Below are 24,520 nucleotides of genomic sequence, written 5' to 3'. Positions count from 1 at the left end.
AGGCCCGAAAGGGCCTCCGGAATGCACCCGGGCGGCCCGGCGCCCCAAGGGAGGACGACATGAAATCCATCTGTACCATGGCCGCGCTGGCGGTCCTGCTGGCGGGCACCGCATCGGCCGAAACGATCGGCGCTTCGATGCAGAGCTTCGACAATAATTTCCAGACTTTGCTGCGCGAAGGGCTTGGCGCCCGGGCATCGGAAGTCGACGGCGTAAAGATCCAGGTCGAGGACGCGCAGGCCGATATTTCCAAGCAGCTCAACCAGGTCAATAATTTCATCGCCGCAGGCGTCGATGCGATCATCGTCACGCTTGCGGACACCTCTGCCGCACCCGGCATCAGCGATGCCGCCGCAAAGGCAGGCATTCCGCTCGTCTACCTCAATCTCGAGCCGGACAATGTCGCCAAGCTTCCCGAAAAACAGGCCTATGTCGGCTCAAGGGAAACCGATGCCGGGCGGCTGGCGGGCGAAGCGGCCTGTTCGCTGCTCAAGGAGAAGGGAAAGGCAGCGGATGCGCAGGCTTACATATTGATGGGCGATCTTGCCCATCAGGCATCGCGTGACCGTACTTCGTCCTTCAAGCAGGCACTTGCATCCGGCGACTGCAAGACCGTCACCATCGCCGACGAACAGTCGGCGGCCTGGACACGGACAAACGCCATGGACATGACGACGAACTGGATCACCGCCGGCCGGCCCATCGACGTCGTCTTCGCCAATAATGACGAAATGGCGATCGGCGCGGTGCAGGCGCTGAAGGCGGCGAGCGTTTCGATGGATGATGTCATCGTCATCGGCATCGACGCCACCCCGGACGGGCTTGCTTCCATGGCCGCCGGCGATCTTGACGCCACGGTGTTCCAGAACGCCAAGGGGCAATCGACGAGCGCGCTCGACGCCGCCGTCGCCCTGATGCGCGGCACGCCGGTCGACAAGCAGGTCATGGTTCCTTTCGAACTGGTGACGCGGAAAAACATGACCGACTACGCCAGCCGCAACTGACCCTCCCCCAGCCGGTGCGCCATGAAAAGCGCGCCGGCCCCTTCTGACGGAGATACCATGGACGCAATCGTCATCATCGGCGCCGGCGAGGCGGGCACGCGCGCCGCCTTTACGCTGCGCGAAACGGGCTTTGCAGGCAACATCACGCTGGTCGGCACCGAGCCGCATCCGCCCTATGAACGGCCGCCGCTTTCCAAGCCGCTCGAAGGTGCCGTGCGGATGAAACCCATCTGCGCGGACGGCGCGCTGGAAGCCGCCCGCATCTCCTATCGTCAGGGCGTATCGGCGACCCGGATCGATGCGAAAGGCCGAACCGTGAGACTAGATGACGGGCAGGTGCTTGGCTATGACAGGCTGCTGCTCGCAACCGGGGCGCAGCCGCGAACACTCACCTGCCCCGGTGCCGCACAGGCGCTCAATTTCCGCACCCATGCGGATGCGGAAGCGATTTTTTCCCGCGCCGATAGCGGCGCAAGGATCGCGATCATAGGCGGGGGACTGATCGGAATGGAGCTTGCGGCGGTGCTGCGCGGCAAGGGGCTTATGGTCAGCGTTATCGAAGCGGCAGCACGACCGCTTGGCCGGGCGGTTCCGCCGCGTTTTGCCGAAAAGATACATGCGCGCCATCGCGATGAAGGGGTGCATTTCCATCTGGGTCAGGGAGTGGCGGACATTACACCGGAAGCAGTCCTGCTGACCGACGGTGGGCGCGTGCCGGCCGATATTGTCGTCTCCGCCATCGGTGTCGTGCCCAATATCGCCCTGGCCGAAGCGGCGGGGCTTGCAACCGGCAACGGCATTCTGACCGATGCGTTTCTGTGCACCAGCGATCCCCATATCTTTGCGGCAGGCGATTGCGCGGCCGTCTCGCAGGCCATTGGCGGACATATCCGGTTCGAAAGCTGGCGCAATGCCCGCCATCAGGCGGAAATTGCTGCGCGCAATAGTCTTGGCGCGAACGAAGCCTTTGCCGCCCTCCCGTGGTTCTGGTCGGATCAATATGATCTCGGCCTTCAGGTCGCGGGCCTGCCGCAACCGGGACACCAAAGCGTCATTCGTCCGCTCGGCAATGGCGAACTGGAATTCTTCCTTGAGGACGGCCAGCTTGTCGCAGCAGCCGGGCTGGGTGTCGGCAACACTGTCGCCAGGGACATAAAACTGGCCGAGATGCTGATCGCCGCCGGCATCAACCCCGATCCGGAGAGCCTTGCCGACCCCGGTGTGAACCTCAAGACATTGCTGAAAAGCGCGCGGGCAGCCTGATGCAGAAGCTGCTCGTCTTTCAATCGCTCTGGGCCATGGAACGCTTGCGCCGCGACGGCCATGAGCCGACCCTTGAGGAAAACATCGCCCGGATTGCCGAAACCGGCTTCGACGGCATCAGCGCGCATTACACCAACCGTGCCGACGTGCTGCGTCTCCATGAGGCTATCAGCGGCACAGGCCTTCGGATCGAAGGTGTCTGTTTTCCGCGTCATGTCGACGACCTGCGCCACACGCTGGAACTGGCGAAGGAGTTTCCGGTCAGCCATATCGATCTGCAGGCCGACATCCGCCCGCGCCGAGTAGAAGATTGCCTGCCGCTTCTCGACGGCTGGATGCGGCTTGCCGAAGAGGCGGGCGTTCCCGTCTTCATCGAGACCCACCGCAATCGCATCACCAGCGATCTCCCATTCACGCTGGACCTGCTCGAACAACGACCCGATCTGCCGCTTCTGGCCGATCTGTCCCATTATCTCGTTGCCCGCGAATTCGCCTTTACGGAGGAAGACGAGAGCCAGAGACAGATTCAGCGCATCCTTCATAATGCGCAGGCCTTTCACGGACGCATCGGCTCCTGCGAGCAAATCCAGATCGAGATTTCCTTTGCCCATCACCGGCCATGGGTCGATCTTTTTCTGGACTGGTGGGACTATGGTTTCCGGCACTGGCGATCGCGCGCGCCTGATAATGCCGAGCTGATCTTCACCTGCGAACTCGGCCCCCGCCCCTATGCGATTACCGACCGGGACGGCAACGATTCCACCGACAGATGGGCGGAATCGTTGCTGCTCAAGACGATGGCGCAGGCATTATGGGCGCAGGCCGCCCGTCCCGCCAACACGGCAAAGACGGGTGCGCACAAGCCCTGCTGATTCTATCGCGAAGCGGCCTTTGCCTGCTTATCCGTCCATTCGGGCGGTGCGCCGAATTGATCGGCCACCATGCCCTGCAAACCCCGTGACCGGCCATAGGCATCGCATTCGGCATATTTCGGCTTGCCGCCGAGGGCCGAGCGCATGCGGTGGCCCGACGGGATCGAAATATCCAGTCCTTCGGAGGTCTTGCCTTTGACGAGGATGCGGGCGAAATAATTGGCGAAGTCAGAGGCAAGCCCATAGGCATCGCCGATTTCCGAAACACGGGCACTGTCGGTGAAGGAATTGGCACCCTTCGACCAGACGGCGGCGGCGCGCTGGACACCGGTACTGTCCACCGCCTCCGACTCGACCGCCAGGCCGCCGAGGCCCACCGGCAATCGCGGCACGCCGACCGGCAGGACAAAGTTGCTGCCGAGCGATACGGCGGTTGAAACCCCCGCCATGGTCTTGTCGGTCGGCACCAGATCGGTGATGACGGTGCGCACCGTCATATCCGCCGGCTGGCCAAGAGCGGCGATCCGGTATTTGTCACTGAGCGCCACGCAGATGGCGCGATCGAGCGCATTGGACACAAGCGCGCGGTCTTTTTCCGATGTGACCCGCGACGAGGCGGTGAAGGAAAACGTGGTAGGCACGATGGCGACGGTTTTAACCGCTGCCAAGCCCTTGGCATCCACGAAGGTTCTGGTCTTGGTGAACTTGCCCTTGGCGGGGCTGAGCTGCGCATAGGATGTCAGCGTACCGCCCTCCTGCAGCGGAACGGAGGCACAGCCGGACATGATGATGGCAAGAGGCAAGGTGGCGAAGGTGGCGCTGCGGCTGCGCGCAACTTTGCCGCCGCTGGCCGTGACGAACGGATTCCGCTGGTGTTTCATTGCATGTGCTCCGGTTGGAAAGATTTCCTGTGCCCCACACGCTACGACAGCTAAAATTGCGGCAGCATTACAATCACAGTCCGGGGGCGTTGCAAAAATCGCGATCAGAAGCAGAGCCGGAATGTGCTTCCGAAGGCGGAGCTTTCCAAAAGGACACGTCCATTGTGGTCAGCGACGATCTGCTTGACGAGACTGAGACCCAGACCTGCTCCCGTGCTTCGTGGCGTCACGCGATAAAATGGCTCGAATATCCGCTCCTGCTGGTCTTCGGCTATGCCCTGCCCTTCATCGGAAATCGCAATTTCGCCGTTTGCGAGAACCGAGACATGGATCATCCCTCTGTTTGCTCCATGGTCGATGGCGTTGCGCACGATATTGCTGACGGCGCGTGGCAAAGCGAACGGGTTGCCCTGCATCTCGTAGTGCGCGATCTGCGTGTCAAAGGAAATATCGTAACCCGCCGACAGCGCCAGCGGCGCCAGATCGGCAACGACCGTACGGGCGATTTCGACGAGATCGACCGTCTCCCATCGGTCATGTACCTGATCATTTCGCTCGACGGCCAGAAGCTGTTCCGCGGTTTCACCAAGCCGCGCGACATCCTCCATAAGGCGCTGCCGTTCCGGCCCTTCCGGCAGACCCTCAATCCGGGTCTGCATGATGGCGATCGGTGTTCTGAGTTCATGCGCCGCATCGATGAGAAACCGTTGCCGCGCCCGGAACTGCTGCTCGAGCCGTTCGAGGATGCTGTTGAAAGACACGATAAGCGGCACGACTTCCCGCGGCACATCCTCGACGGGCAGCTTCGAGCCCGCCCGGCGCGGGTCGATCTCCGGGGCTTTCCGGGCGACGGAACTGAGACCGGCGAGCGCCTGGCGCACGATGCGCGGCACGGACAAGAACACCGCAGGCAGGATAACCGCCAGCAGCGGAACATAGATCGGATAAGTGCCGAGAAGAAGCGTCAGAAACGACGCGCTGATATGGGAGGTTCCGCCGAACATGACCCTCAGCGGCCCAGATGCCGTATCGAGACTTTCAGACAACGCGACCTCGGATATGCCGGCGCCGCCGCGAATATCAGCGTCCATCATCAGATGGGCGTAACGCGATAGCTCGGCATAGACCGCTGGCACAGCGCCATAGGTCACGGATTGACCATCCAGCGTCGAGGCAACGAACCAGAGTTCTTCATTCTCCGCCTTGAGGGCCTTCAGCGCCGGCCCCTCGGTGATGACGAGCCCCTTCTGCGGATCGAGCGAAAGCGACTCGTCGAGTGTCGCAGACAGATCCTCCCAAAGCCCGATATTGGGAGAGACCCGCATCACCCCGTAAACACAAAGCCCGATGATGACGACGGCGATCATGGCGGAGACGACGATGCTGAGCTGCCAGCTCAATTGCCACCAAAGGGACGGATTGGATTTACCCTGCGCCTTCATGCATCCTCCTTGAGCAGATAACCGATGCCGCGAATATTATGCACGCTCACACCGGCAGAGGCGTCGAGCAGGCGTTTGCGCAGTCGCGATATATGCGCGTCGAGCGCATTGGACTGGATTTCCTCCTCGTAATTGTAGACGGCCGCCTCGAGCGTCGAGCGCAGCACCGACTTGCCTTTGCGTTTGGCGAGCGCGACGAGAACCAGAAGCTCGCGTCTTGGAAGATCGAGGGGAAGCGAATTGATGGTGACGCTGAGATGCAGCGGATCGATCACGATCCGACCGGCGGCTATCTGGGCCGGTGCAAGGCTTGCCGGCCGTCTCAAAACCGCGCGCACCCGCGCCAGAAGCTCGCCGATGAGAAACGGCTTGCCCAGATAATCGTCCGCGCCGCCATCCAGTCCCGCGATGCGGTCCTCCGGTTCGTTCATCGCGGTAAGCAGGATGATCGGCGTATCGACGCCGGCGCGACGCAGTTTCGGGATGAGCGCAAGCCCTTCACCATCCGGCAGCCGGCGGTCAAGCAGGATGGTGTCGTAAACATGCTGGCGCGTCAACTCCATCGCGTCACCTAACCGCATCGTATGGTCGATGATGATGCCCTGCTTGCCGAGCGTCGCCGACAGCGCATCCGCCATTTCTTTTTCATCTTCGATCAACAGAAGTCTCATATGTCACCGTCCCTTTGCCAGCCGTTGTCTGCCAGAAAGGTTGCGGCAGTATTGCGGCGAAGACGATGCGGCAGGGTAATGCTGCTGCAATTATGGCCCCCTATCCAGACACCATCCGCCTGAATAACGGGCGACGTGACAGCTCGGTGAGCCGTTACCGGAAGAGCTTTGTGTGGAAGGATTGTATTATGTGGGTGAAGAGAAGCATCAAGGCCGGGATCGCGCTTGCGGGCTGCGCTCTCGTCGTTACTGCACTCGACCCGGCGCGCGGCAGCGTCGATGCGAATGAACGCGTCAAGGGAATTGTCGAGGCCAGCCTCCTGAGCCCGGCCGGCATTCCCTTCGAACTGACGGCTGCGGAAACGGCGAAGATCGGCACGCGCCAGATGGTGGAGAAGCTCAGCATCAGCGGCGAACTTCAGCCGGTCAGCCGAATCGTGATCCGCGCCCGCGAGGCCGGGAAAATTCTGGAGGTGAACATCCGGGACGGACAGGCGGTGCGGGCCGGTGATGTGCTGGTGCGCTTTGAAACCGATGATCTGCAAGCGGCGCTGCTGCAACGGCAAAGCGACAGGGACGCGGCCGAGGCCGAACTGACACTGGCGATGCTGGCACTGACGAGAACCGAACAGCTTGCCACCAAAAACATCACGTCGGCGGAACAGCTGGACAAGGCGAAAAGCGATGTCGTGGTGAAAACAGCGAGGGTTCAAAGCCTTTCGGCACAGATGGATATCGCCCGCCTCGCCCTTAGCAACGCGGAAATCCGCGCGCCTTTCAGTGGTACCGTCACCCGCCGGCTGGCCGAAGCAGGCGCGCGCGTCAGCGCCGATGGCGAGCTTCTCACACTGGTCGATACCAGCGTTCTGGAAGCGAAGGTTCTCGTCGCCACCCGCGATATTCCCCGTGTGACCGTTGGCCAGACAGCGGAACTGGAGATTGACGGCCTCGTTGGCCAGACCGTCAAAAGCACCGTCGAGCGTATCAGCCCGGTTGCCGAGGATGGCACACGTTTCGTCACCGTCTATCTGCGTCTCGTCAATGGTGACGGCCGGCTGTGGGGCGGAATGTTTGCCAGCGGATCAATCCTCGTGCGTGAAAAAAACGATGCGCTCGTGGTTCCCGCCATCGCACTTCGCAAGGATGAAACCGGCTACCACGTGCTTAAGGTGACGGACGGCCATTTGCGCCGCCAGACGGTGGCGCTGGGATCACGCTGGCACGGCGGCAGCCTGATCGAGATCGCCACGGGCCTGAAGGATGGTGAAACGATCCTGACTGCACCGCTTCCGGAATTGCAGCCGGACATGGCAGTGACCATCGATAAGGCAGGCTGAAATGTTTTTGACCCGTATATCCGTCTCCCATCCCGTCTTTGCCACCATGATGATGGTCACATTGCTGGTCATGGGCATTTTTTCGCTGCAACGGTTGGGGCTGGATCAATATCCCAATGTCGACGTGCCCGTCGTGGTGGTGGTCACCACCTATCCAGGCGCGACGCCGGAGACCGTGGAGACCGAAGTGACACGCCCGGTCGAGGATGCGCTGAACGCCATTGGCGGTCTGGATGAGATCACCTCGACCTCTTATGAGGGGCGCTCCGTGGTCGTCGTGAAATTCAAGCTCGAGGTACAGGGAGCCGCCGCCGCGCAGGATGTGCGCGACAAGGTCGCCGCCATCGAGGCGAACTTGCCGGAAGACGCCAAGAAGCCGGTCGTCTCCCGTTTCGATCCCGCCGCCGAACCTATCCTGTCCCTGGCAATCAGTTCGACGTCGCTCGATGTGCCGGCGCTCACCACCCTTGCCGACCGCAAGGTGGTGCGCCAGCTGACCACCGTGGCAGGTGTCGGACAGGCGACGCTGGTGGGTGGCCGCAAACGACAGATCGACGTTGCTATAGACGAAACACGCATGCGGGCGCTCGGGGTCGGCATCAACGAGGTGGTGAACGCGCTGCGCACCGGCAACGGCAACAGCCCGGCCGGCAGCATCGTCGATCCCGTGTCCGAACGCACGATCCAGGTTCGGGGTCGCGTCGAGGAGCCGCAGGCGCTGCTGGACATGGTGGTGACAAGACGCGGTGGCGCGGCGATCCTGCTCCGCGACGTCGCCACGGTTTCCGAAGGAGCGGTCGATGCCGAAAGCCGCGCCCTCTATAACGGCCAGACGGCACTGGCGATAGATATCGTCAAGGTTCAGGACGCCAACACGGTTCAGGTCGTGACGGATGTGAGGAACCGTCTCCAGCAACTCAATACCGAGCTGGCCACACAGAATGTCCAATTGCGGATCGTCACCGACACCTCCACGCCCATTCGGGAATCCGTCGGTCAGGTGCAGACGACACTGATCGAAGGGGCAGCGCTCGCCATCGCCATCGTTTTCCTGTTTTTGAATTCCTGGCGCAGCACGGTCATCACCGGCCTGACACTGCCAATCGCCATCATCGGTACGCTTGCCGTCATCGATTTTCTTGGTTTCACCCTCAATACGCTCAGCCTTTTGGCACTGACACTCTCCATCGGCATTCTGGTGGATGACGCTATCGTCGTGCGCGAGAACATCACCCGTCATCTGCATATGGGCAAATCCCATATCCGCGCGGCGCTCGACGGCACCAACGAAATCGGCCTTGCAGTGATTGCGACAACCGCAACCATCGTGGCGGTTTTCCTGCCGGTTGCCTTCATGGACGGCATCATCGGTCGGTTCTTCTATGAATTCGGCGTCACGGTGTCGGCTGCGGTGCTGATCTCGCTCTTCGTCGCCTTCACGCTTGATCCGATGCTTTCGAGCGTCTGGTACGACCCGGATGCGCAGCCCGATGCCAGACGCGGGCCAATCGGACGGTTGATTACGCGCTTCGATCATGGTTTCGAATGGCTGGCCGAACAATATCGGCATGTGATCGGCTGGACATTGCGCCACCGGCTCATCACGCTGCTCACCACCATCGGCATCTTCATCGGCAGCCTGTTCATGGTGCCGCTGGTCGGCACGGAATTCGTGCCGAACACCGATGAAGGCCGCTTCCAGATTACCGTTACGGCGCCAGCCGGTTCCTCGCTGGATTACACAACGGCGAAGGTCCGACAGGTCGAGAAGGCACTGAGGGAGTTCCCCGAAGTCGAGACGCTCTATTCCACCATCAACACCGGTGGTGCGGCGGGCAAGCAGCGCGCCGCCGTGCTGGTGGGGCTGGTGCCGCTGGAAGCGCGAACGCAGACACCCGCGATGCTGGCTGAACCGATCCGCAAGCGCCTGTCAGCCGTACCAGGCATAGAGGTCGCGATCCTTCAGAACGGCCTTGGCGGCGGTGAAAGCCCGGTGCAGCTCAGCATCCTCGGTGACGACCGCGCCGTCCTTGAAAAAATAGCCGCAGGTCTGGTGGAGGATATGAAAACGATCCCCGGCCTTGTGGATGTGAATTCCAGCGCCCGCAACGTGACCTCGGTCCTTTCCGTCCGTCTGAAACGCGAGGCGGCGAGCGATCTCGGCATTTCCCGCGCAGATCTGGCCACTGCCCTCTCTCCGCTCATCGGTGGCGAAGATGTGTCGAAATGGACGGATACGGGCGGCAACAGCTATGACATCGTCGTGCGCCTTCCCGGCGAACGGCGCTCCGATGCCGCAACCCTCGGCGAATTGATGATCGCGACCGGCCGCACGGCATCGAATGGCACGCCCGTGATGGTACGTCTCGATCAGGTGGCCGAGATCGGCACCGCGCCGGCACCGGCTGAAATCCGCCGCATCGACAATCGCCGCGAGGTGCTGGTTTCGGCCAACATTGCCGGCCGCACGCTAGGCGATGTGACCAATGCCCTGCAGAGCCTGACCGCTGCCCGCGATCTGCCGGATGGTTACCGCATCCGCTTCGGCGGCGAGGCCGAGACCATGCAGGAGACGATTGGCCACATGGTCAAGGCGCTCATCATGGCGGTTATTTTCATCTACATCGTGCTTGCCTCGCAATTCGGCAGCTTCCTGCAACCGCTCGCCATCATGGCCTCTTTGCCGCTCTCGCTGGCCGGCGTCCTTCTGGGGCTGATGGTGGCCGGCAGCACGATCAACATGTTTTCTTTGATCGGCTTCATCATGCTGATGGGCCTCGTCACCAAGAATGGCATCCTGCTGGTCGATTTCGCCAACAGGGAGAGAAAACGCGGGCTTTCCCTCAACGAAGCGCTGGCGAACGCCGGTGTCATCCGATTCCGGCCGATCATCATGACAACGCTTGCAATGATCTTCGGCATGATTCCGCTTGGGCTCGCCATCGGCGGTGGCGGTGCGCAGCGCGCGCCGATGGCGCATGCGGTGGTCGGCGGCCTCATCAGCTCCACCCTCCTCACCCTGATCGTCGTGCCAACCATCCTGTCCTATATCGACAGTATCACGAGGCGTTTCGCCCACCTTTTGCCAAAAGCACCGGATGAGGCTGGAAAAGCGGGCACGGCCGATCACTCCGCCCAGACCCGCGAGGCGCAGCCCGGCTGAAACCCCTTGGTTTTCTAAAGACGGTCATTGACGGGAGAGGCAGCAATGCTTTTCCCGTCAATGGGGCGACAGTTCTTACCGGAGCAGAAGTATGGTGGCCGGCCCTGCCAGAAGCACGGCAAACACGATGATGGGATGGATGTAGCGGCCAAGAAGCCGCATGGCGGCACGACATAAACGCATAATGCACCTGATGAAATTCATCCGGCAAAATTGAGTATGCCATGTTGCAAAGACATTACGGCACAGGGTCCAGGCTCTGTTCACGGAGAACACGGCGACCTGTCAGGGTCTCTCACCCGCCCCGTCTTTCCTTTTGCCCTTGGGTTTGAAATCAACCAGCAATGATTTCAGTTCGATTTCCCGAACGCGCCTCGCTGCCTCATCCGGACGGACCCATTCAACCAGGCGTTCGCCGCGTTCCTTGAAACTCGTTTCCGCACCCGTCACCTCGATCTGAAACACATCGACCATGCACGGGACGACATCGCCATTGTCGAGCATCTTCAGATAGGTGTAGCGGCCAATGGCTGCCTTTCTCACCCGGCCGCGCACGCCCGCCTCCTCCCACGCCTCGATGGCCGCCGCCTCATGCGGCTTCTTGCGTTTCATCGGCCATCCGCGCGGAATGATCCAGCGCTGGCTGGTGCGCGATGTGACGAGAAGGATTTCAACATCATTTCCGTTATCGCCGTGGCGAAAACACAAGGCGGCATATTGCTGCCGGAAAGCGCCGGTGAAGAGCTTTTCGGGAATGGTAGCAAGTTGCTGAAGCAGTGTCAGGGGGCGCACCGGACGGGTTTTCCGGCTTTTCTTGGAAGATTTCATTTGCGTTGATAGTGCCGATTTTCCGGGTTGCATCAATGCCCTGCCTGCATTTATGACAGTTTTATGACAATTACCCCCTACAACATAAATAGCGCCATTGAGGGCCAATTCGCATGATGAGCATTTTCCGCAAGCTGATGCCGCGCGAGGATCGTTTCTTCGACCTGTTCAGCAAACATTCCGAAACAGTCGTCAAGGCGGCAGGTGCGCTTGATCAACTGTTGAGCGGCATCGACGTCGAGAAGAATTGCGACCTTATCGTTGCCCTCGAAGATCAGGCGGATGACATTACCCGCGATGTGCTGCTTGCGGTGCGGCGCAGCTTCATCACCCCCTTTGATCGCGGCGACATCAAGGACCTCATCCAGTCCATGGATGACGCCATCGACATGATGCACAAGACGGTGAAGACCATCCGCCTCTTCGAACAGGGCGAATTCGACCCGCTGATGAAGGAGATGGGACACGAGATCGTGCGTGCGGCAAGCCTGATCGCCGAAGCCATTCCGCTTCTGGAAAAGGTCGGCACCAATGCGCAGCGCTTGTCGGCGATTGCCGAAGAAGTCACCCGCGTCGAAGGCCGCTCCGATGAGCTTCATGATCAGGGCCTGAAAGACCTTTTCCGCCGCCACGGTGCGGCCGGTAACGCCATGGCCTATTTGATCGGCAGCGAGATCTACGGCGAACTCGAAAAGGTCGTCGACCGCTTCGAGGATGTGGCCAACGAGATCAGCGGCATCGTTATCGAGAACGTCTGATGGATGTCGCACTTGCCCTGCCGCTGCTTGTCGGCCTTATCGCCATCGCGCTGTTCTTCGATTTCCTGAACGGTCTCCATGACGCTGCAAATTCCATCGCCACCATCGTTTCCACCCGCGTATTGCGCCCGCAATATGCGGTTGCCTGGGCGGCGTTCTTCAATTTCATCGCCTTCCTGTTTTTCGGGCTGCATGTGGCGGAAACGCTCGGCACCGGCATCATCGATCCGGCCATCGTTTCGCCGCAGGTTATCTTTGCCGCCCTCATCGGCGCGATCGTCTGGAACATCGTCACCTGGATTTTCGGCATTCCCTCCAGTTCGTCACACGCGCTGATCGGCGGTCTCGTCGGTGCCGGATTTGCGAAAGTGGGCTTTAATTCCATCGTCTGGTCGGGCCTCTTGAAAACTGTCGGGGCCATCTTCATGTCGCCGGCCATCGGCTTTTTCCTGGCGCTGCTGCTGGTGCTCGCCGTTTCCTGGCTGTTCGTGCGGCAGACACCCTTTGCGGTGGATCGCACCTTCCGCGTCATGCAGTTCATCTCCGCCTCGCTTTATTCGCTCGGCCATGGCGGCAACGACGCGCAGAAGACCATGGGCATCATTGCCGTGCTGCTGTTCAGCCAGGGGCATTTGGGCGAAAGTTTCTACGTGCCGTTCTGGGTGGTCATTTCCTGCCAGTCGGCCATGGCGCTCGGCACATTGTTCGGCGGCTGGCGCATCGTGCACACCATGGGCTCGAAGATCACCCGGCTGAACCCGATGCAGGGTTTCTGCGCCGAAACCGGCGGCGCGCTGACATTGTTCGGCGCGACATGGCTCGGAATTCCGGTCTCCACCACCCACACGATTACCGGCGCCATCGTTGGCGTGGGGGCTGCCCGCCGGGTTTCGGCGGTACGCTGGGGGCTTGCCGGCAACATCGTCATCGCATGGATCGTGACCATGCCGGCCGCCGCACTGATTTCCGCCACCGTCTACGGGCTGACCTCGCTGCTCGGCTGACAGGCTCCCCCCTGCCCTCTTGCCATTCTCCCGGAACAAATACCGCCCCGCGGAAGTTTGATCCGGGAGATCAACGGCGAAACGGATCGCGGACAATGGCACGGCAGGTTTTCTGGAAGGGTTATCTGAAGCTGTCGCTGGTGACGGCCTCCGTCTCGCTGACACCAGCGACGACCGAGGGTAACAAATATTCCTTCCACATCCTCAATCGCAAAACCGGCAACCGTGTCGAGAGCCGCTATGTCGACAGCATCACTCATCGGCCTGTAGCAGCAAAAAACCAGGTGAAGGGGTTTCCCCGCGCCGAGGACGAGTATGTGCTGCTGGAAGACGAAGAGATCGATGCCGTGGCGCTGGAAAGCACCCGCACGATCGATATCAGGACTTTCGTACCGAAGGGCTCGATCGACTGGATCTGGTATGACCGCCCGCACTTCCTGCGCCCTGAAGACAAGATCGGCACCGAGGCCTTCAGCGTCATTCGCGAAGCCATGACGGCCAACGGCGTGTACGGCATTGCGCGGCTGGTGCTCTACCGCCGTGAACGGGCCGTTCTGCTGGAGCCTTCAGGCAAGGGCATCATCCTGTGGACGCTGCATTATGGCGAAGAGGTGCGCGAGAGCATCGACGCGCTTGACCCGAAAATGAAAATTGAAAAGCCGCTGCTGCAGGCCATGGAAAAGCGCATCGGCAAACAGATGACCGGCTGGAAGCCAACTTTGGTGCAGGACCCGATCCAGAAAAAGATCAAGGCGCTTTTGAAGACCAAAGGCGACGAGACACCGTCTTCCAAAAAGAAAACCGGCACAAAAGCCAGCACCGGCGGCAATGTTATCAACATCATGGACGCACTTAAAAAAAGCCTCGCCGCCGAAAAACGAAGCTGAAGATCAGCTGTTGTCAGCGCGCTTTTTTCGGCAGCGGTTCCGCTGCGGCGAAAAAACCGTCCCATGGGTCTTTTTTCAGAGCCGAAAGGCGCGCGCCGATATTGTTGACGGTAAAATGCGCCGGGCCGATCTCGGCCGTGAGTTCCGACCATTCCAGCGGCGCGGAAATCGCCGCCCCCGGTCGTGCACGGGTCGAATAGGGTGCAACCGCCGTATTGCCTCTGCCATTGCGCAGATAATCGATGAAAAGGCGGCCTTTGCGTTTCGCTTTCGTTGCCACGGAAAGATATTTATCGGGTTCAGCCTTCGACATATCGGCGGCCATCGCTTTTGCAAATGCCTTGACGGCGGCCCAGCCCGCCTGAGGTTTGAGCGGCGCCACGACATGCAGGCCCTTGCCGCCGGAGGTCTTGACGAAGGCCGCAAGCCCGGCGTCTTCGAAACGCCGTTTCAGTTCCAACGCCGCTTCGATCACCTCTTCCCAGGCCACGTCTTCGCCGGGGTCGATGTCCATTGTGATCATATCCGGCTTCTCCCAATTGGCAGTCGTTGCGCCCCATGGGTGAATTTCGAGCGTTGCGGACTGAACCAGAGCCATAAGGCCGTCGAAATCGGTGATGCGGATCAGCGGTTCGCCATCCTTGTCCTTTGGGTCCTTGATCTGCTCCACGGCCTTGTTGATGCCGCGCCAGGCGTGTTTCTGGAAAAAACGCTGCCCCTCTATACCCTCGGGACAACGCAGCAGCGCCAGTGGCCGATCGACGACGAAGGGCGCCATATGCCGCCATACCTGCGCATAATAATCGGCGAGCCCCTCCTTGGTCACACCATCGTCCGGCCAGTAAAGCCGGTCCGGATGGGTGAATTTGATGGCGGATTGCGGCGCGTTTGTATCGCTCACGGCCTTCTCCTCGCGTTCGATTTCTTCCACCGGCTTGTCTTCGCGCAGGCCCCGGAAGGACGCATGACGCAGATTGCCATCGCCAGACCAGGCGCGGAACTCCACTTCCGCCACCAGTTGCGGCGTGACGAAGTGAAGGTCGCGGCGCGCAAGCGCGGAGAGCTTGTCGCCAAACGGGCTTTCCTTGCGGTCCAGCGGTTTCAGGCGGCCAAGCAGCATTTCGGCCACTTCGCCCGTGTAGCCGGTGCCGACACGGCCGACATGGCGCAGCTTGCCCTTTTCATAAACGCCAAGCGCCAGCGAGCCGATGGCGTGGTCCGATGTCGAAGAGAGCGTGTAGCCGCCGATAACGAATTCCTGCCGCATGGAGCATTTGGATTTCACCCATTCGCCTTTACGGCCGGAAACATATTGGCTGTTCTTAACCTTGGAAATAACGCCCTCAAGGCTGAGACGGCAGGCATGGTCCAGCACGAGCTCGCCGCTCTCCTCGAAATGTTCGCTGTATCGAAGCTTTGGATCGCCCGCCGGCAGCAGCTTTTCCAGCAGCGCCTTGCGATCGGTCAGTGCCGCCCCGCGCAGATCATTGCCATCAAGGTAAAGCAGGTCGAAGGCGTAAAAAACGAAACGGTCGCTGCGCCCCTCACTCAGATCCTGCTGCAAAGCCGAGAAATCGGAGGCGCCGCTGTCGCGTTCCACGACGATTTCCCCGTCCATGAGCAGGGTTTCCGCCGGCAGGGCTTTAAGCGCACGTGCCACCGCATCGCCAAACTTCTCCGTCCAGTCCAGCCCGCTGCGGGTCAGAAGCTGGAGTTTGCCGTGATCAAGCCGCACCTGCAGACGGTAACCATCGAATTTGATTTCATGCAGCCAGCGCAAACCGGTCGGCGGTTTCGGCTTCAGCGTCGCCAGCGCCGGCGGCACGAAGGACGGAAGCGTCTGCTTGCGTGCGCCCTTGGGCAGGGCATGCGCCTGCTTTTGGCCGGAAGAAGAGGCAGCAGCCTTTTTCGATACCGGCTTGGAATTCCACGTGTCTTTCGGTTTGGCCGCGACATCCTCGACGCTGCGTCCGGTCTTTACCGATTCCGGCCGCTCCTCCAGAATATCCGCACCACCCTGATGCCGGGCCTCCTCATCATCACCCTTGATCAGCAGCCAGTTTTCCCTGTTCTCACCGGGTTTTCCGTGCATGCGCACCAGGTGCCAGCGCCCTTTCAGCTTTTCGCCATCAAGTTCAAATTCGAGATGGCCTTTGCGATACCCCTTCTTGGCATCCCCAATCGGCCTCCAGACGCCACGATCCCAGACGATGACCGTTCCCCCGCCATATTGTCCCTTGGGAATGGCGCCCTCGAAATCACCATAGCTCAGCGGGTGGTCTTCGACATGCACCGCAAGGCGCTTGTCCTCCGGATCGAGGCTGGGGCCACGCGTCACCGCCCAGCTTTTCAACACCCCGTCCATTTCCAGCCGGAAATCATAATGCAGCCGGCGGGCATCATGTTTCTGTATCACGAAACTCGACCCTTGAGCTTCGGCCCGCGTACCCTTCGGCTCCGGCGTCTTGTCGAAACTGCGCTTGGCGTTATAGGTCTGCAATCCCATGCGTCAGCTCGCTTTCCGGGAAGTCCTGCGGCCCGTCGTCCTGGTTTTCTTTCCGCCATCGGCATTCGCACTGCGGCGCAGGGCCTCTTTCAGATCGATGACATTGTCTTCTTTCGGAGCGGGCCGCCTTTGGATTTCCCGGCCCTCGATCTTGGCCTTCACCAGCTCCGCGAGCGCATCATTGTAACGGTCGCTATATTCGGCGGGATCGAAGGTGCCGGCGCGAGTTTGAATAATGTGGCCAGCAAGCTCCAGCATCTCGTCATCGAACTGGATATCGGGAATGGACTTGAAAACGGTACTCTCAGCGCGCACCTCGTAACCGAAATTCAGCGTGGTGGCGATGAGCGCCTTGCCGCTTGGGCGGATCAGCAACATGCGGTTACGACGGAAAAGTACAGCCTCGCCAAGCGCGACAACGTTTTCGTCCTGCATGGCCTTTGCCAGCAGCGTCAGGGCCTCCTCTCCGCCGTCCTGCGTGGGGGCGAGATAATAGGATTTGTCGAAGAACAGCTTGTCGATCTCGTCACATTCAAGAAAATGCCGGATGCGAATGACCTTGTCACTCTCCGGCATCAGTTTTGCGATCTCATCGCCTTCGATGACGATGTAGTCACCATTGTCGCGCTCGTAGCCCTTGACCTGATCGTCACGCCCGACGGCGTCGCCGGTATCGCTATCGACATATTGCCGCTCAACCCGGTGGCCGGTCTTGCGGTTGACGATGTTGAACGAGATCTTCTCTGTGGAGGTCAGCGCGGAATAGAGGCCGATTTCGCAGTTGAAATCGGCAAAGGCAAGATGGCCCTTCCAGCTGGCTCTTCGGTTCATGATGGCCGTCCGCTGTTAGCGTCACGTGAAAATCGATCAGCACCAAGAATACGCTCGATCGCGGGAATATCCGCCTCAGCCAGCACCGGCACGGGGTCGGATGCCATCGCCTCCAGCACCTCGGGTGTGAGGCCACCGTTACGGATGACCCACTCCATCGCCTCACGCGTCTGCCGCTCCGCCTTCAGCTGGGCATAAAGCGCCAGTATCAGCCGGTCGCGGACGTCGAGGGCGTTTACCTGAGCATCTGAACGTTCTGCCTGCCGTTTCATCTCACATCCTCAAGACTGACACGTCGCCCTCAGGCGATGCCCCTGCCACCGGTCACGCCATAGACCTCGCCATTGATGAAGCTCCCGTCCTGAGAGGCCAGCAGCACATAGACGGGCGCGAGTTCCACAGGCTGGTCGTCCGGTGCCGGACCTGGCCGACGATGTGGACACATCACACGTGACCCTAACGATCTACGTCCGCTCTCGTTCCATCATTTGGGGAATGGCGGGCAACGGCATCACGCCGTTGCGCCTTCTTTCAAACGGAATATTTCTTGCGTGTGGTCGTACCTGCGGCCCCGGCTGGCGCCACATCGGGTTTACCGAAGAGATAACCTTGTGCCTGCGCGCATCCTTCATCGACAACCATACGATATTGCGCGTCGGTTTCGATGCCTTCCGCCGTCACCGGCAGATCGAGGCTGCGGCCAAGGCCGATTACCGCGCGCACGATGGCGCGGGCATTGTCATCATCGCTCATGGCGGCAATGAAGCTGCGGTCGATCTTGATCTTGTCGAAAGGGAAGCTCTGGAGATTGCTGAGCGAAGAATAACCCGTGCCGAAATCGTCCATGACGATGGCGACGCCCAGCGCCTTCAACTGGTTGAGGATGATCAGCGTCGCCTTGCGATCTTTCAGCAGCGCAGCCTCGGTGATTTCCAGTTCCAGCCGGTTCGGCGAAAGACCGGTCTGCATCAGCACCGTACAGACGACATGGCCGAGATTTGCCAGAGAAAATTGCAATGGCGAGACATTGACCGCGATTTTCAGATGCGGTGCCCAGGTGCTCGCCTCGCGGCAGGCCTCACGCAGCACCCATTCGCCGAGCGAGATGATGATCCCGCTTTCTTCCGCTATCGGAATGAAAACATCCGGCGACACGACACCCCTTGTCGGGTGTTGCCAGCGCACCAGCGCCTCGTAACCAACGACCTGGCCACATTCGACGGATAAAACCGGCTGGTAGTTCAACAGCAACTCGTTGCGATTGACGGCAAGCCGCAAATCCGTTTCGAGCTGGCGGCGCTCACGCGCCTCCTGATCCATCAGAGGATCGTAAAAAGCCAATATGCCACGCCCGCCGACCTTGGCACGGTAAAGTGCAAGATCTGCAGCGTGCATGATGCTTTCATCATTCAGACCATCACGCGGGAAAACGGCAATGCCGATGCTGACGCCGACGGCGGTCGGGTCGTTGGCAACATTCATTTTCAGTGCGAACATGCCAAGGATGGTCTCGGCGAGCAATCGCGCCTCATCCGCCTTGGTGTGCCGGGCAGTCAGTATGACGAACTCGTCACCGCCAAGGCGCGCAACCACATCCCCTGCCCTTGCGCATTCATGGAGAATGGCGGCGACCCTTTTGAGCACGCGGTCGCCCTCGGCATGGCCGAATATGTCATTGACCGCCTTGAACCGGTCGAGATCGAGCGCCAGCAGCGCAAATTCGTCCTCGTCGTCGCAATTCTCGATCTGCCGGCGCAGCTGCGTCTGGAACATCGTACGGTTCGCAAGGCCCGTCAGCACGTCATGGCGTGCGAGATATTCGATTTCCCGTTGCGCCTCACGCTTTTCCGTCAGGTCGCGAATGGCCATCACCTCGCAGGGGCGACCACGATATTCGATGGTGCGCACGGCAAGTTCAAACACCTGCTGCCGGTCGGCCCGCTCGCGGATCGCCTCGACCGGCGCGTGGCGCGGCAGATAGGCGGGCTGCCCGTCGATGGCCTTGAACAGATCATCGGGATTCTTCCCGATCAGGGATGCCTCATCATTGCCGAGAAGACCGGCAAAGCGGGTGTTCAACTCGACGATACGACCATCGCGCACGACGGCAAGACCATCCAGCGTCGCATCGACAAGGCCCTTGAGATCGACAAGGTAGCGATCCACAAGCGCCGCTGTAGCAGTCACACAAATGATGAGGAACGTTACGCCGGACACGGCACCGATCACCATCAGCCTTGCAAGACTATCGGGATCAGGACCGGAAATGGAGGGATCCGGCGACAGCACCGTTGCCGAAACAGTGGTGAAGTGCAGTGCGCAGATTGCCAGGATCGAAGAGCCGGCCGGAAGGAGGATACGCTGTTTCCAGGAGCCGGAACGGCGAAACAGGAAAAAGGCCAGAAGAAAAAACACCCAGGCAACGGCAAAACCGCCAAGGACAGCCCCCCAGCGATAGCTGATGGTGGCGGCGACATCCATTCCCGCCATGCCGACGAAATGCATGACGGCGACCGAAACGGTCACCAGCGTTCCAACGATGGCAGGGCTGTAACCTGCCTGCGAGGGCACTCTGAGCGCCAGCCAGAAACCCAGAACCGGAAGCGCTGCGGAAAGAGCCGTGAAGAAAAAATCAAACCCGATAGGGACCGATCCCTTATAGGCGAGCATGGCGACGAAATGTGTGGCCCAGACGCTAAGCCCCCCGGCAAAGGCGGCGGTCAGCACCCAATAGGGCTTGCGACCTGCCGGACTTTCCTCCGCACGCAGCAACAGGTGAAAAAAGGCAAGCATGCCAAGCAGGCAGATCACTGCCGCAAGAAGCACGACCGCCCGGTCGTGTTGTACGGCAACGCATTCCAGAACCGTGAACATGATGCACTCTCCCAGCCTCTGAAGAACCGCCCATGATCGCACTATGAATTTGGTTTATTTATAAATCTCTAATGCAACTATTGATAAATGGCGCCAGCCATTCTGCGCAAAACAGGATATGCACCGGACCGGCGCAAAACGTTGCGCTCGGTCCGGCGATGTTAGAGAGAGAAGCCGTTATTTCCAGCTTCGGTAGTCAGCCGCAGTACATCCGAAGGGCGCCGGGCCGTCGGCGAAGCGCTCCTGCAGGCGGGCGCAACCCCATTCATTGACGGCTGCGGGCATCATGTTGTTGAGGTCCATACCCGGCGAATTGAATTGCGACGGCGCGGCTGTGACGTACCACAGCCAGTAGCCGAAGGCCGCGACAATGATGACGGCCACGATTGCGGCGAAAGTCCCAAGCCGACGCAGAAGGCCCGGTTGTTTCTTTATCGCCGCACCGGCAGTGGGGGAAGCTTCCTGTACCTGGCTCGCAACCATCGGTGCAATTGATGCAAGAGCCTGCGCCCTCTCCTCGTTCGAGAGGTCGATCCGCTCCAGCTGATCGTCGAGAAGAACCGGAAGCGCGGTATTGCCGTGCCAGACCGCCAGCGCAATATCGTGTTTTCCGGTGTGACCGACGACAACAGGGATGCGTCCTCTCTCCAGATGCGTGAAGGACTGCCGCTTGGTTTTGGCGTCTCTGACCGTATCGGCATAGGTTACGAAAAGGCGGCTGCGTTTTTCGGCAACTGCCGTCAGCGCCACGGGGATAACAGTCAAAGGTGCCGGATGCCGCAATTGCAGGCGGGCTCGCAGGACGCGGATAAGCGTAAACAGCATTGCCAGACTGCCGAAACCGAGCAGGGCGACAAACACACCGAGTGTGATGATGCGGTTCCAGAGCATATCGAGGCCGAGTGAGATCGTTGCAAGCTCCGGGTTCTTCGCGGAAATGACCAGCCCGGTCTCATAGTCACCGGAATGGAAATCGACGAACATGACCTCGACTTCCTTCGTGTAGCTCACGCCGGCTTGTTCATAAGAAAGGTCCGCCTCGCAGGTCGTAAAGATCGCCTTGCGTGTCTTGCAGCTGCCGTTGATATCGCCGCTTTCAATCTCAAGCGGATCTTTACTGATCTGGTAATCGCGCAATATGCCCGGGCCCTCAGCCACAAGCATCACCGCCAGGATTACCAGAAGCACCGGAATGGAAAAATAATAGGCTGCCGGCACCGAAATGACGCCACGCTTGAGGCTCAGCGGCCGCGACGGAAGTTTTATCTGTGCAAGGTTCATGATCGTCAACGTATTTTCTGGGAGGTTGGTGAGCGGAGTTTGCGACTCTCGCCCAGCGGAAGGAATGGTCATCACACGGTCTAATCCGATGAAGTCCTTGAGAAAACCCCCGAAATTTCGGGATGATGACGATAATCGCCTGAAACCAATGGTCTGCCCTGAAACATTGCGCTGCAACTGCCGATAAAAAACGGGCGGTAAGACCGCCCGTCACAGATTTTCAGATGGTGTGTGGTCTGGCCCTCAGTCCTTCGTCACCTTTTCCAGCCGTGTCGTCTGGCTTGGATGGCCCACATAGTCCTTCACGCGCGCATTGAGCACAATCGGTTCGAACCGCTCAAACATCGGCAGCACGGCCGGATTCTGCGCAATGAACTTCTCCTGCATCTCGGTGTAGATTTCCCCACGTTTCTTGGCGTCGGGTTCAAGCGAAGCCTTTGCCGTCAGCGCAGTCAGTTCCGGAATGTCCCAGGCCGAGCGCCAGACGAAATTGCCGGCATTGTTGGCGGCAAGCGAATTGTCGGGGTTGCTGGAAAACTGCTCCATAGAACCCAGCACATTCGGCATATAGGCGCCGGTCTGCGGAATGAGCAGATCGAAATCGCGGGCGCGGTGAGCGGCAATCACGTCCGAACCATTGCCCTGCTGGATATTGACCTTGATGCCGATCTGGCTCAGGGACGCCTGGATCGCGGTGGCAAGGTCGATACGCGGTGTCTGTGCAATCGTCTTCAGATTAAGCGTAAAGCCGTTCTCATATCCGGCTTCCTTGAGCAGTGCCTTTGCTTTGGGAACATCGAGTTTCCAGTCCGGGCTTGGAATGGCATATTCGAAATTCTCAGGCACCGGCACCGTGCGCGCCCGGCCATAAGGCCCCATGATGGTCTTTTCCATGCCCTTGTAGTCGATGCCGTAAGCGATTGCTTCGCGGACCTTGGGATTGGACAAAGGCTCCTTGCCGGCATTCATCGACAGGACGTAGAAACCGCCCGTCGGCACGCGCTGGATCTGAAAACCTTCCTTGTTGTTGAAGATCGCAAGGTCAGCCGCCGTCAAGGCACTGGCGATGTCGATATCGCCGCGCTCCAGCATCAGACGCTCGACCTGGCTTTCGGGCACATGCCGCACGATGACGCGGCGCATTTTCGGGCTGCCGGCCACGTAATCCTTGTTGGCCTCGAGAATGATGATCTCATTGGGCGACCAGCGATTGAGCGTGAAGGGTCCGGAACCGGCGGAATTCGTTCTCAGCCAGGCATTGCCCCAATCATCATTGACTTCATGGGACTTGAGTTCCTTGCTGTCGACAACGCTGGCAATGACCATGGCGAGGCGATAGAGCAGCAGTTCGGACGTGGTCTCACCGGAAAGTTCGATGCGCACCGTTTTTTCATCCGGCGCGCTCACCAGCTTGTCGACATTGTCAGCATTATAACCGACACGTTTAAGGTTGGCGGCGGCCGCCTGGTTCATCTTCAACAGGCGGCTGAACGAATAAACCACATCCGCAGAGGTGACAGGATTGCCGGACGCGAATTTGGCCTCGCGAAGATGGAACGTGATGCCCTTGTCGTCTGTCTCCCAGCGCTCCGCCAGCTGCGGCGAGACCTTGCCCGAACCGTCAACCGAAATCAGGCGATCATAAAGATTGGCCATGATTTCGTTGGCCTTGGCTTCGGTGGCCTGATGCGGATCAAGCGACAGAACCTGAGCCAGCGACGTTGCGATGATGAGCTGGTCGTTGGGGGTTTTTGCCAGACTTGGTGCCGCGGGCACCAGCATGGCTCCCAGAACGGTGGTGAATGCGAGACGGATCAATGATTTTCTCATACCTGCTCCTCCTACAGATCGGTAATTATGGATGTGAAACCGGCGGCGCGGACCTGCGCCGACCGGCCTGAAACGGTCAAAGATGCTTGTTGTTGAGTGCTTCCAGAAGCGCGGCGATGTAGCCGTAGCAGAAGCCGAAAGCGACGCCGACGGGGTCGCGGCCGGCAATCGTCGGCACATGATCGGGCATGATCATGTAGCGATAGCCCAGCTCACGATAGAGCTTCAGCGAACGTACCATGTCCATGTCGCCCTCATCGGGGAACGTCTCCATGAACGACAGCTTGCCGCCGCTGATATTGCGGAAATGGACGTTGAAAATCTTGTCGCGGCTGCCGAACCAGCGGATGATGTCATCGATCTCCTCGCGCGGATTATCAAGCATCTCGCCAATCGACCCCTGGCAGAAATTCAGGCCGTGATAGGGGTTTTCGCGCATCTGCACGAATTTCTTCAGGCCCTCGACGGTGCCGAGCACACGGGTGACGCCCTTATAGCCCGGTGGCGTATAGGGATCATGCGGATGGCACGCGAGGCGCACCTTGTTGCTTGCCGCGACCGGCACCACGCGCTCGAGGAAATAATCGATGCGCTCCCAGTTCTCGTCTTCCGAAAGTACGCCGGCCAGACCCGGATCGGCATTGTGGTCAGCCTTGTCCCACCGCCACGCTTCATTCAGCGAACCGCCGCGGCCAAGTTCCATTTCAGTGCGCGGAATGCCGATGAGATTGAGATTGTATTTCGCTGCCGGAATGCCGGCCTTGGCGATATTCTCGATCATCGTGCAGACGGCATCGATCTGCCGGTCACGCTCTGGACCGGCAAGCAGGATATCCGGATACGATGCCTGTTCGATCGGCCGGGAAGGCAGGGGCAATTGCACCATGTCCAGCACCAGACCGAAACTTTCGACCTTGTCGCGCAGACGCTCGAAGTCATCCAGAACCCAGCTCGCGGGCTTTCCGGGCGGGTCAGCGCTTATGTTCTTGACGCCGAGCTGCGCCCAAACCTTGAAATCCTCATCGTCGCGTGCAGCAACCTGGGTGCCGACATACATCGATTCTCTCCTCTCTCCATGCAAGTCATCA

General features: G+C 59.9%; 19 protein-coding genes and 1 pseudogene. 8 read left to right on the top strand and 12 right to left on the bottom strand.

Annotated elements, in window-relative coordinates:
• Positions 1-59 precede the first annotated feature (59 nt).
• From CFBP6623_RS23805 to CFBP6623_RS23795, 3 genes are read left to right on the top strand one after another with little or no spacing between them, the layout of a single operon-like run.
• Positions 60-1,004, top strand: a complete 945-nt coding sequence (locus CFBP6623_RS23805) for a substrate-binding domain-containing protein (protein ID WP_080843033.1) — start codon at positions 60-62, stop codon at positions 1,002-1,004.
• Positions 1,005-1,061: 57 nt separating this feature from the next.
• A complete protein-coding gene (locus tag CFBP6623_RS23800) occupies positions 1,062-2,267 on the top strand; it encodes an NAD(P)/FAD-dependent oxidoreductase (RefSeq protein ID WP_080843032.1) in 1,206 nt (401 codons plus the stop codon).
• Positions 2,267-3,139, top strand: coding sequence for a sugar phosphate isomerase/epimerase family protein (locus CFBP6623_RS23795; RefSeq protein ID WP_137002584.1), 873 nt, complete (start codon positions 2,267-2,269; stop codon positions 3,137-3,139). The genes CFBP6623_RS23800 and CFBP6623_RS23795 overlap by 1 nt, the downstream gene beginning before the upstream one ends.
• A 2-nt stretch (positions 3,140-3,141) precedes the next feature.
• Here the strand turns inward: CFBP6623_RS23795 and CFBP6623_RS23790 are convergent, their stop codons facing one another.
• The 3 genes from CFBP6623_RS23790 to CFBP6623_RS23780 all read right to left on the bottom strand — a co-directional run bounded on the left by CFBP6623_RS23790 (position 3,142) and on the right by CFBP6623_RS23780 (position 6,133).
• Positions 3,142-4,020, bottom strand: a complete 879-nt coding sequence (locus tag CFBP6623_RS23790; protein WP_080843030.1) for a DUF3313 domain-containing protein — start codon at positions 4,018-4,020, stop codon at positions 3,142-3,144.
• 104 nt (positions 4,021-4,124) lie between these two features.
• The gene (locus CFBP6623_RS23785) at positions 4,125-5,462 is read right to left on the bottom strand and encodes a sensor histidine kinase (protein ID WP_080843029.1); all 1,338 of its coding nucleotides are present in this window, start codon (positions 5,460-5,462) and stop codon (positions 4,125-4,127) included.
• On the bottom strand, positions 5,459-6,133 hold the full coding sequence (locus CFBP6623_RS23780) for a response regulator transcription factor (RefSeq protein ID WP_080843028.1): 675 nt from the start codon (positions 6,131-6,133) through the stop codon (positions 5,459-5,461). The genes CFBP6623_RS23785 and CFBP6623_RS23780 overlap by 4 nt, the downstream gene beginning before the upstream one ends.
• A gap of 188 nt (positions 6,134-6,321) precedes the next feature.
• Between CFBP6623_RS23780 and CFBP6623_RS23775 the strand changes: the two genes are divergently transcribed.
• Together CFBP6623_RS23775 and CFBP6623_RS23770 are read left to right on the top strand one after the other, a co-directional pair.
• On the top strand, positions 6,322-7,470 hold the full coding sequence (locus CFBP6623_RS23775; RefSeq protein ID WP_080843027.1) for an efflux RND transporter periplasmic adaptor subunit: 1,149 nt from the start codon (positions 6,322-6,324) through the stop codon (positions 7,468-7,470).
• A gap of 1 nt (position 7,471) precedes the next feature.
• Positions 7,472-10,633 (top strand): efflux RND transporter permease subunit, encoded by a 3,162-nt coding sequence (locus CFBP6623_RS23770; RefSeq protein ID WP_080843026.1) that lies wholly within the window; start codon positions 7,472-7,474, stop codon positions 10,631-10,633.
• A 285-nt stretch (positions 10,634-10,918) separates the two neighbouring features.
• Here the strand turns inward: CFBP6623_RS23770 and CFBP6623_RS23765 are convergent, their stop codons facing one another.
• The gene (locus tag CFBP6623_RS23765) at positions 10,919-11,461 is read right to left on the bottom strand and encodes an NUDIX hydrolase (protein WP_080843025.1); all 543 of its coding nucleotides are present in this window, start codon (positions 11,459-11,461) and stop codon (positions 10,919-10,921) included.
• Between the two features lie 113 nt (positions 11,462-11,574).
• Here CFBP6623_RS23765 and CFBP6623_RS23760 point away from each other — a divergent pair, with 113 nt between their 5' ends.
• The 3 genes from CFBP6623_RS23760 to CFBP6623_RS23750 all read left to right on the top strand — a co-directional run bounded on the left by CFBP6623_RS23760 (position 11,575) and on the right by CFBP6623_RS23750 (position 14,110).
• Positions 11,575-12,219 carry a DUF47 domain-containing protein gene (locus CFBP6623_RS23760; RefSeq protein ID WP_080843024.1) on the top strand — a complete coding sequence of 215 codons (645 nt, stop codon included), beginning with the start codon at positions 11,575-11,577 and terminating at the stop codon, positions 12,217-12,219.
• Positions 12,219-13,223 (top strand): inorganic phosphate transporter, encoded by a 1,005-nt coding sequence (locus tag CFBP6623_RS23755; protein ID WP_080843023.1) that lies wholly within the window; start codon positions 12,219-12,221, stop codon positions 13,221-13,223. Before CFBP6623_RS23760 ends, CFBP6623_RS23755 begins: the two co-directional genes overlap by 1 nt.
• A 95-nt stretch (positions 13,224-13,318) precedes the next feature.
• The gene (locus CFBP6623_RS23750; protein ID WP_080843022.1) at positions 13,319-14,110 is read left to right on the top strand and encodes a Ku protein; all 792 of its coding nucleotides are present in this window, start codon (positions 13,319-13,321) and stop codon (positions 14,108-14,110) included.
• Positions 14,111-14,123: 13 nt separating this feature from the next.
• On the opposite strand, the gene ligD is transcribed toward CFBP6623_RS23750, so the two are convergent.
• The 8 genes and pseudogenes from ligD to CFBP6623_RS23710 form a co-directional block, all read right to left on the bottom strand.
• On the bottom strand, positions 14,124-16,616 hold the full coding sequence (gene ligD / locus CFBP6623_RS23745) for a DNA ligase D (protein ID WP_080843021.1): 2,493 nt from the start codon (positions 16,614-16,616) through the stop codon (positions 14,124-14,126).
• Between the two features lie 3 nt (positions 16,617-16,619).
• Positions 16,620-17,447, bottom strand: a complete 828-nt coding sequence (locus tag CFBP6623_RS23740) for a Ku protein (RefSeq protein WP_080843020.1) — start codon at positions 17,445-17,447, stop codon at positions 16,620-16,622.
• Complete coding sequence (locus CFBP6623_RS23735) at positions 17,444-17,719, bottom strand: hypothetical protein (protein WP_080843019.1); 276 nt, start codon at positions 17,717-17,719, stop codon at positions 17,444-17,446. The genes CFBP6623_RS23740 and CFBP6623_RS23735 overlap by 4 nt, the downstream gene beginning before the upstream one ends.
• 29 nt (positions 17,720-17,748) lie before the next feature.
• Positions 17,749-17,853: pseudogene (locus tag CFBP6623_RS27220) on the bottom strand (NAD(P)-dependent dehydrogenase); the annotation flags it as partial.
• Positions 17,854-17,978: 125 nt separating this feature from the next.
• Positions 17,979-20,321, bottom strand: a complete 2,343-nt coding sequence (locus CFBP6623_RS23725) for a bifunctional diguanylate cyclase/phosphodiesterase (protein WP_080843018.1) — start codon at positions 20,319-20,321, stop codon at positions 17,979-17,981.
• Positions 20,322-20,498: 177 nt separating this feature from the next.
• On the bottom strand, positions 20,499-21,602 hold the full coding sequence (locus CFBP6623_RS23720; protein WP_137002604.1) for a hypothetical protein: 1,104 nt from the start codon (positions 21,600-21,602) through the stop codon (positions 20,499-20,501).
• Between the two features lie 243 nt (positions 21,603-21,845).
• Complete coding sequence (locus tag CFBP6623_RS23715; RefSeq protein ID WP_404801037.1) at positions 21,846-23,384, bottom strand: ABC transporter substrate-binding protein; 1,539 nt, start codon at positions 23,382-23,384, stop codon at positions 21,846-21,848.
• A gap of 124 nt (positions 23,385-23,508) precedes the next feature.
• Entirely contained in the window at positions 23,509-24,489 is a 981-nt protein-coding gene (locus tag CFBP6623_RS23710; protein ID WP_080843017.1) for a mannonate dehydratase, read from the bottom strand.
• Between the last annotated feature and the right edge of the window lie 31 nt (positions 24,490-24,520).

Source organism: Agrobacterium tumefaciens (assembly GCF_005221385.1).
Taxonomy (GTDB): domain Bacteria; phylum Pseudomonadota; class Alphaproteobacteria; order Rhizobiales; family Rhizobiaceae; genus Agrobacterium; species Agrobacterium tomkonis.
Note: the sequence above shows the minus strand (reverse complement) of the source record. Positions and strands in the feature narration are given on the sequence as shown.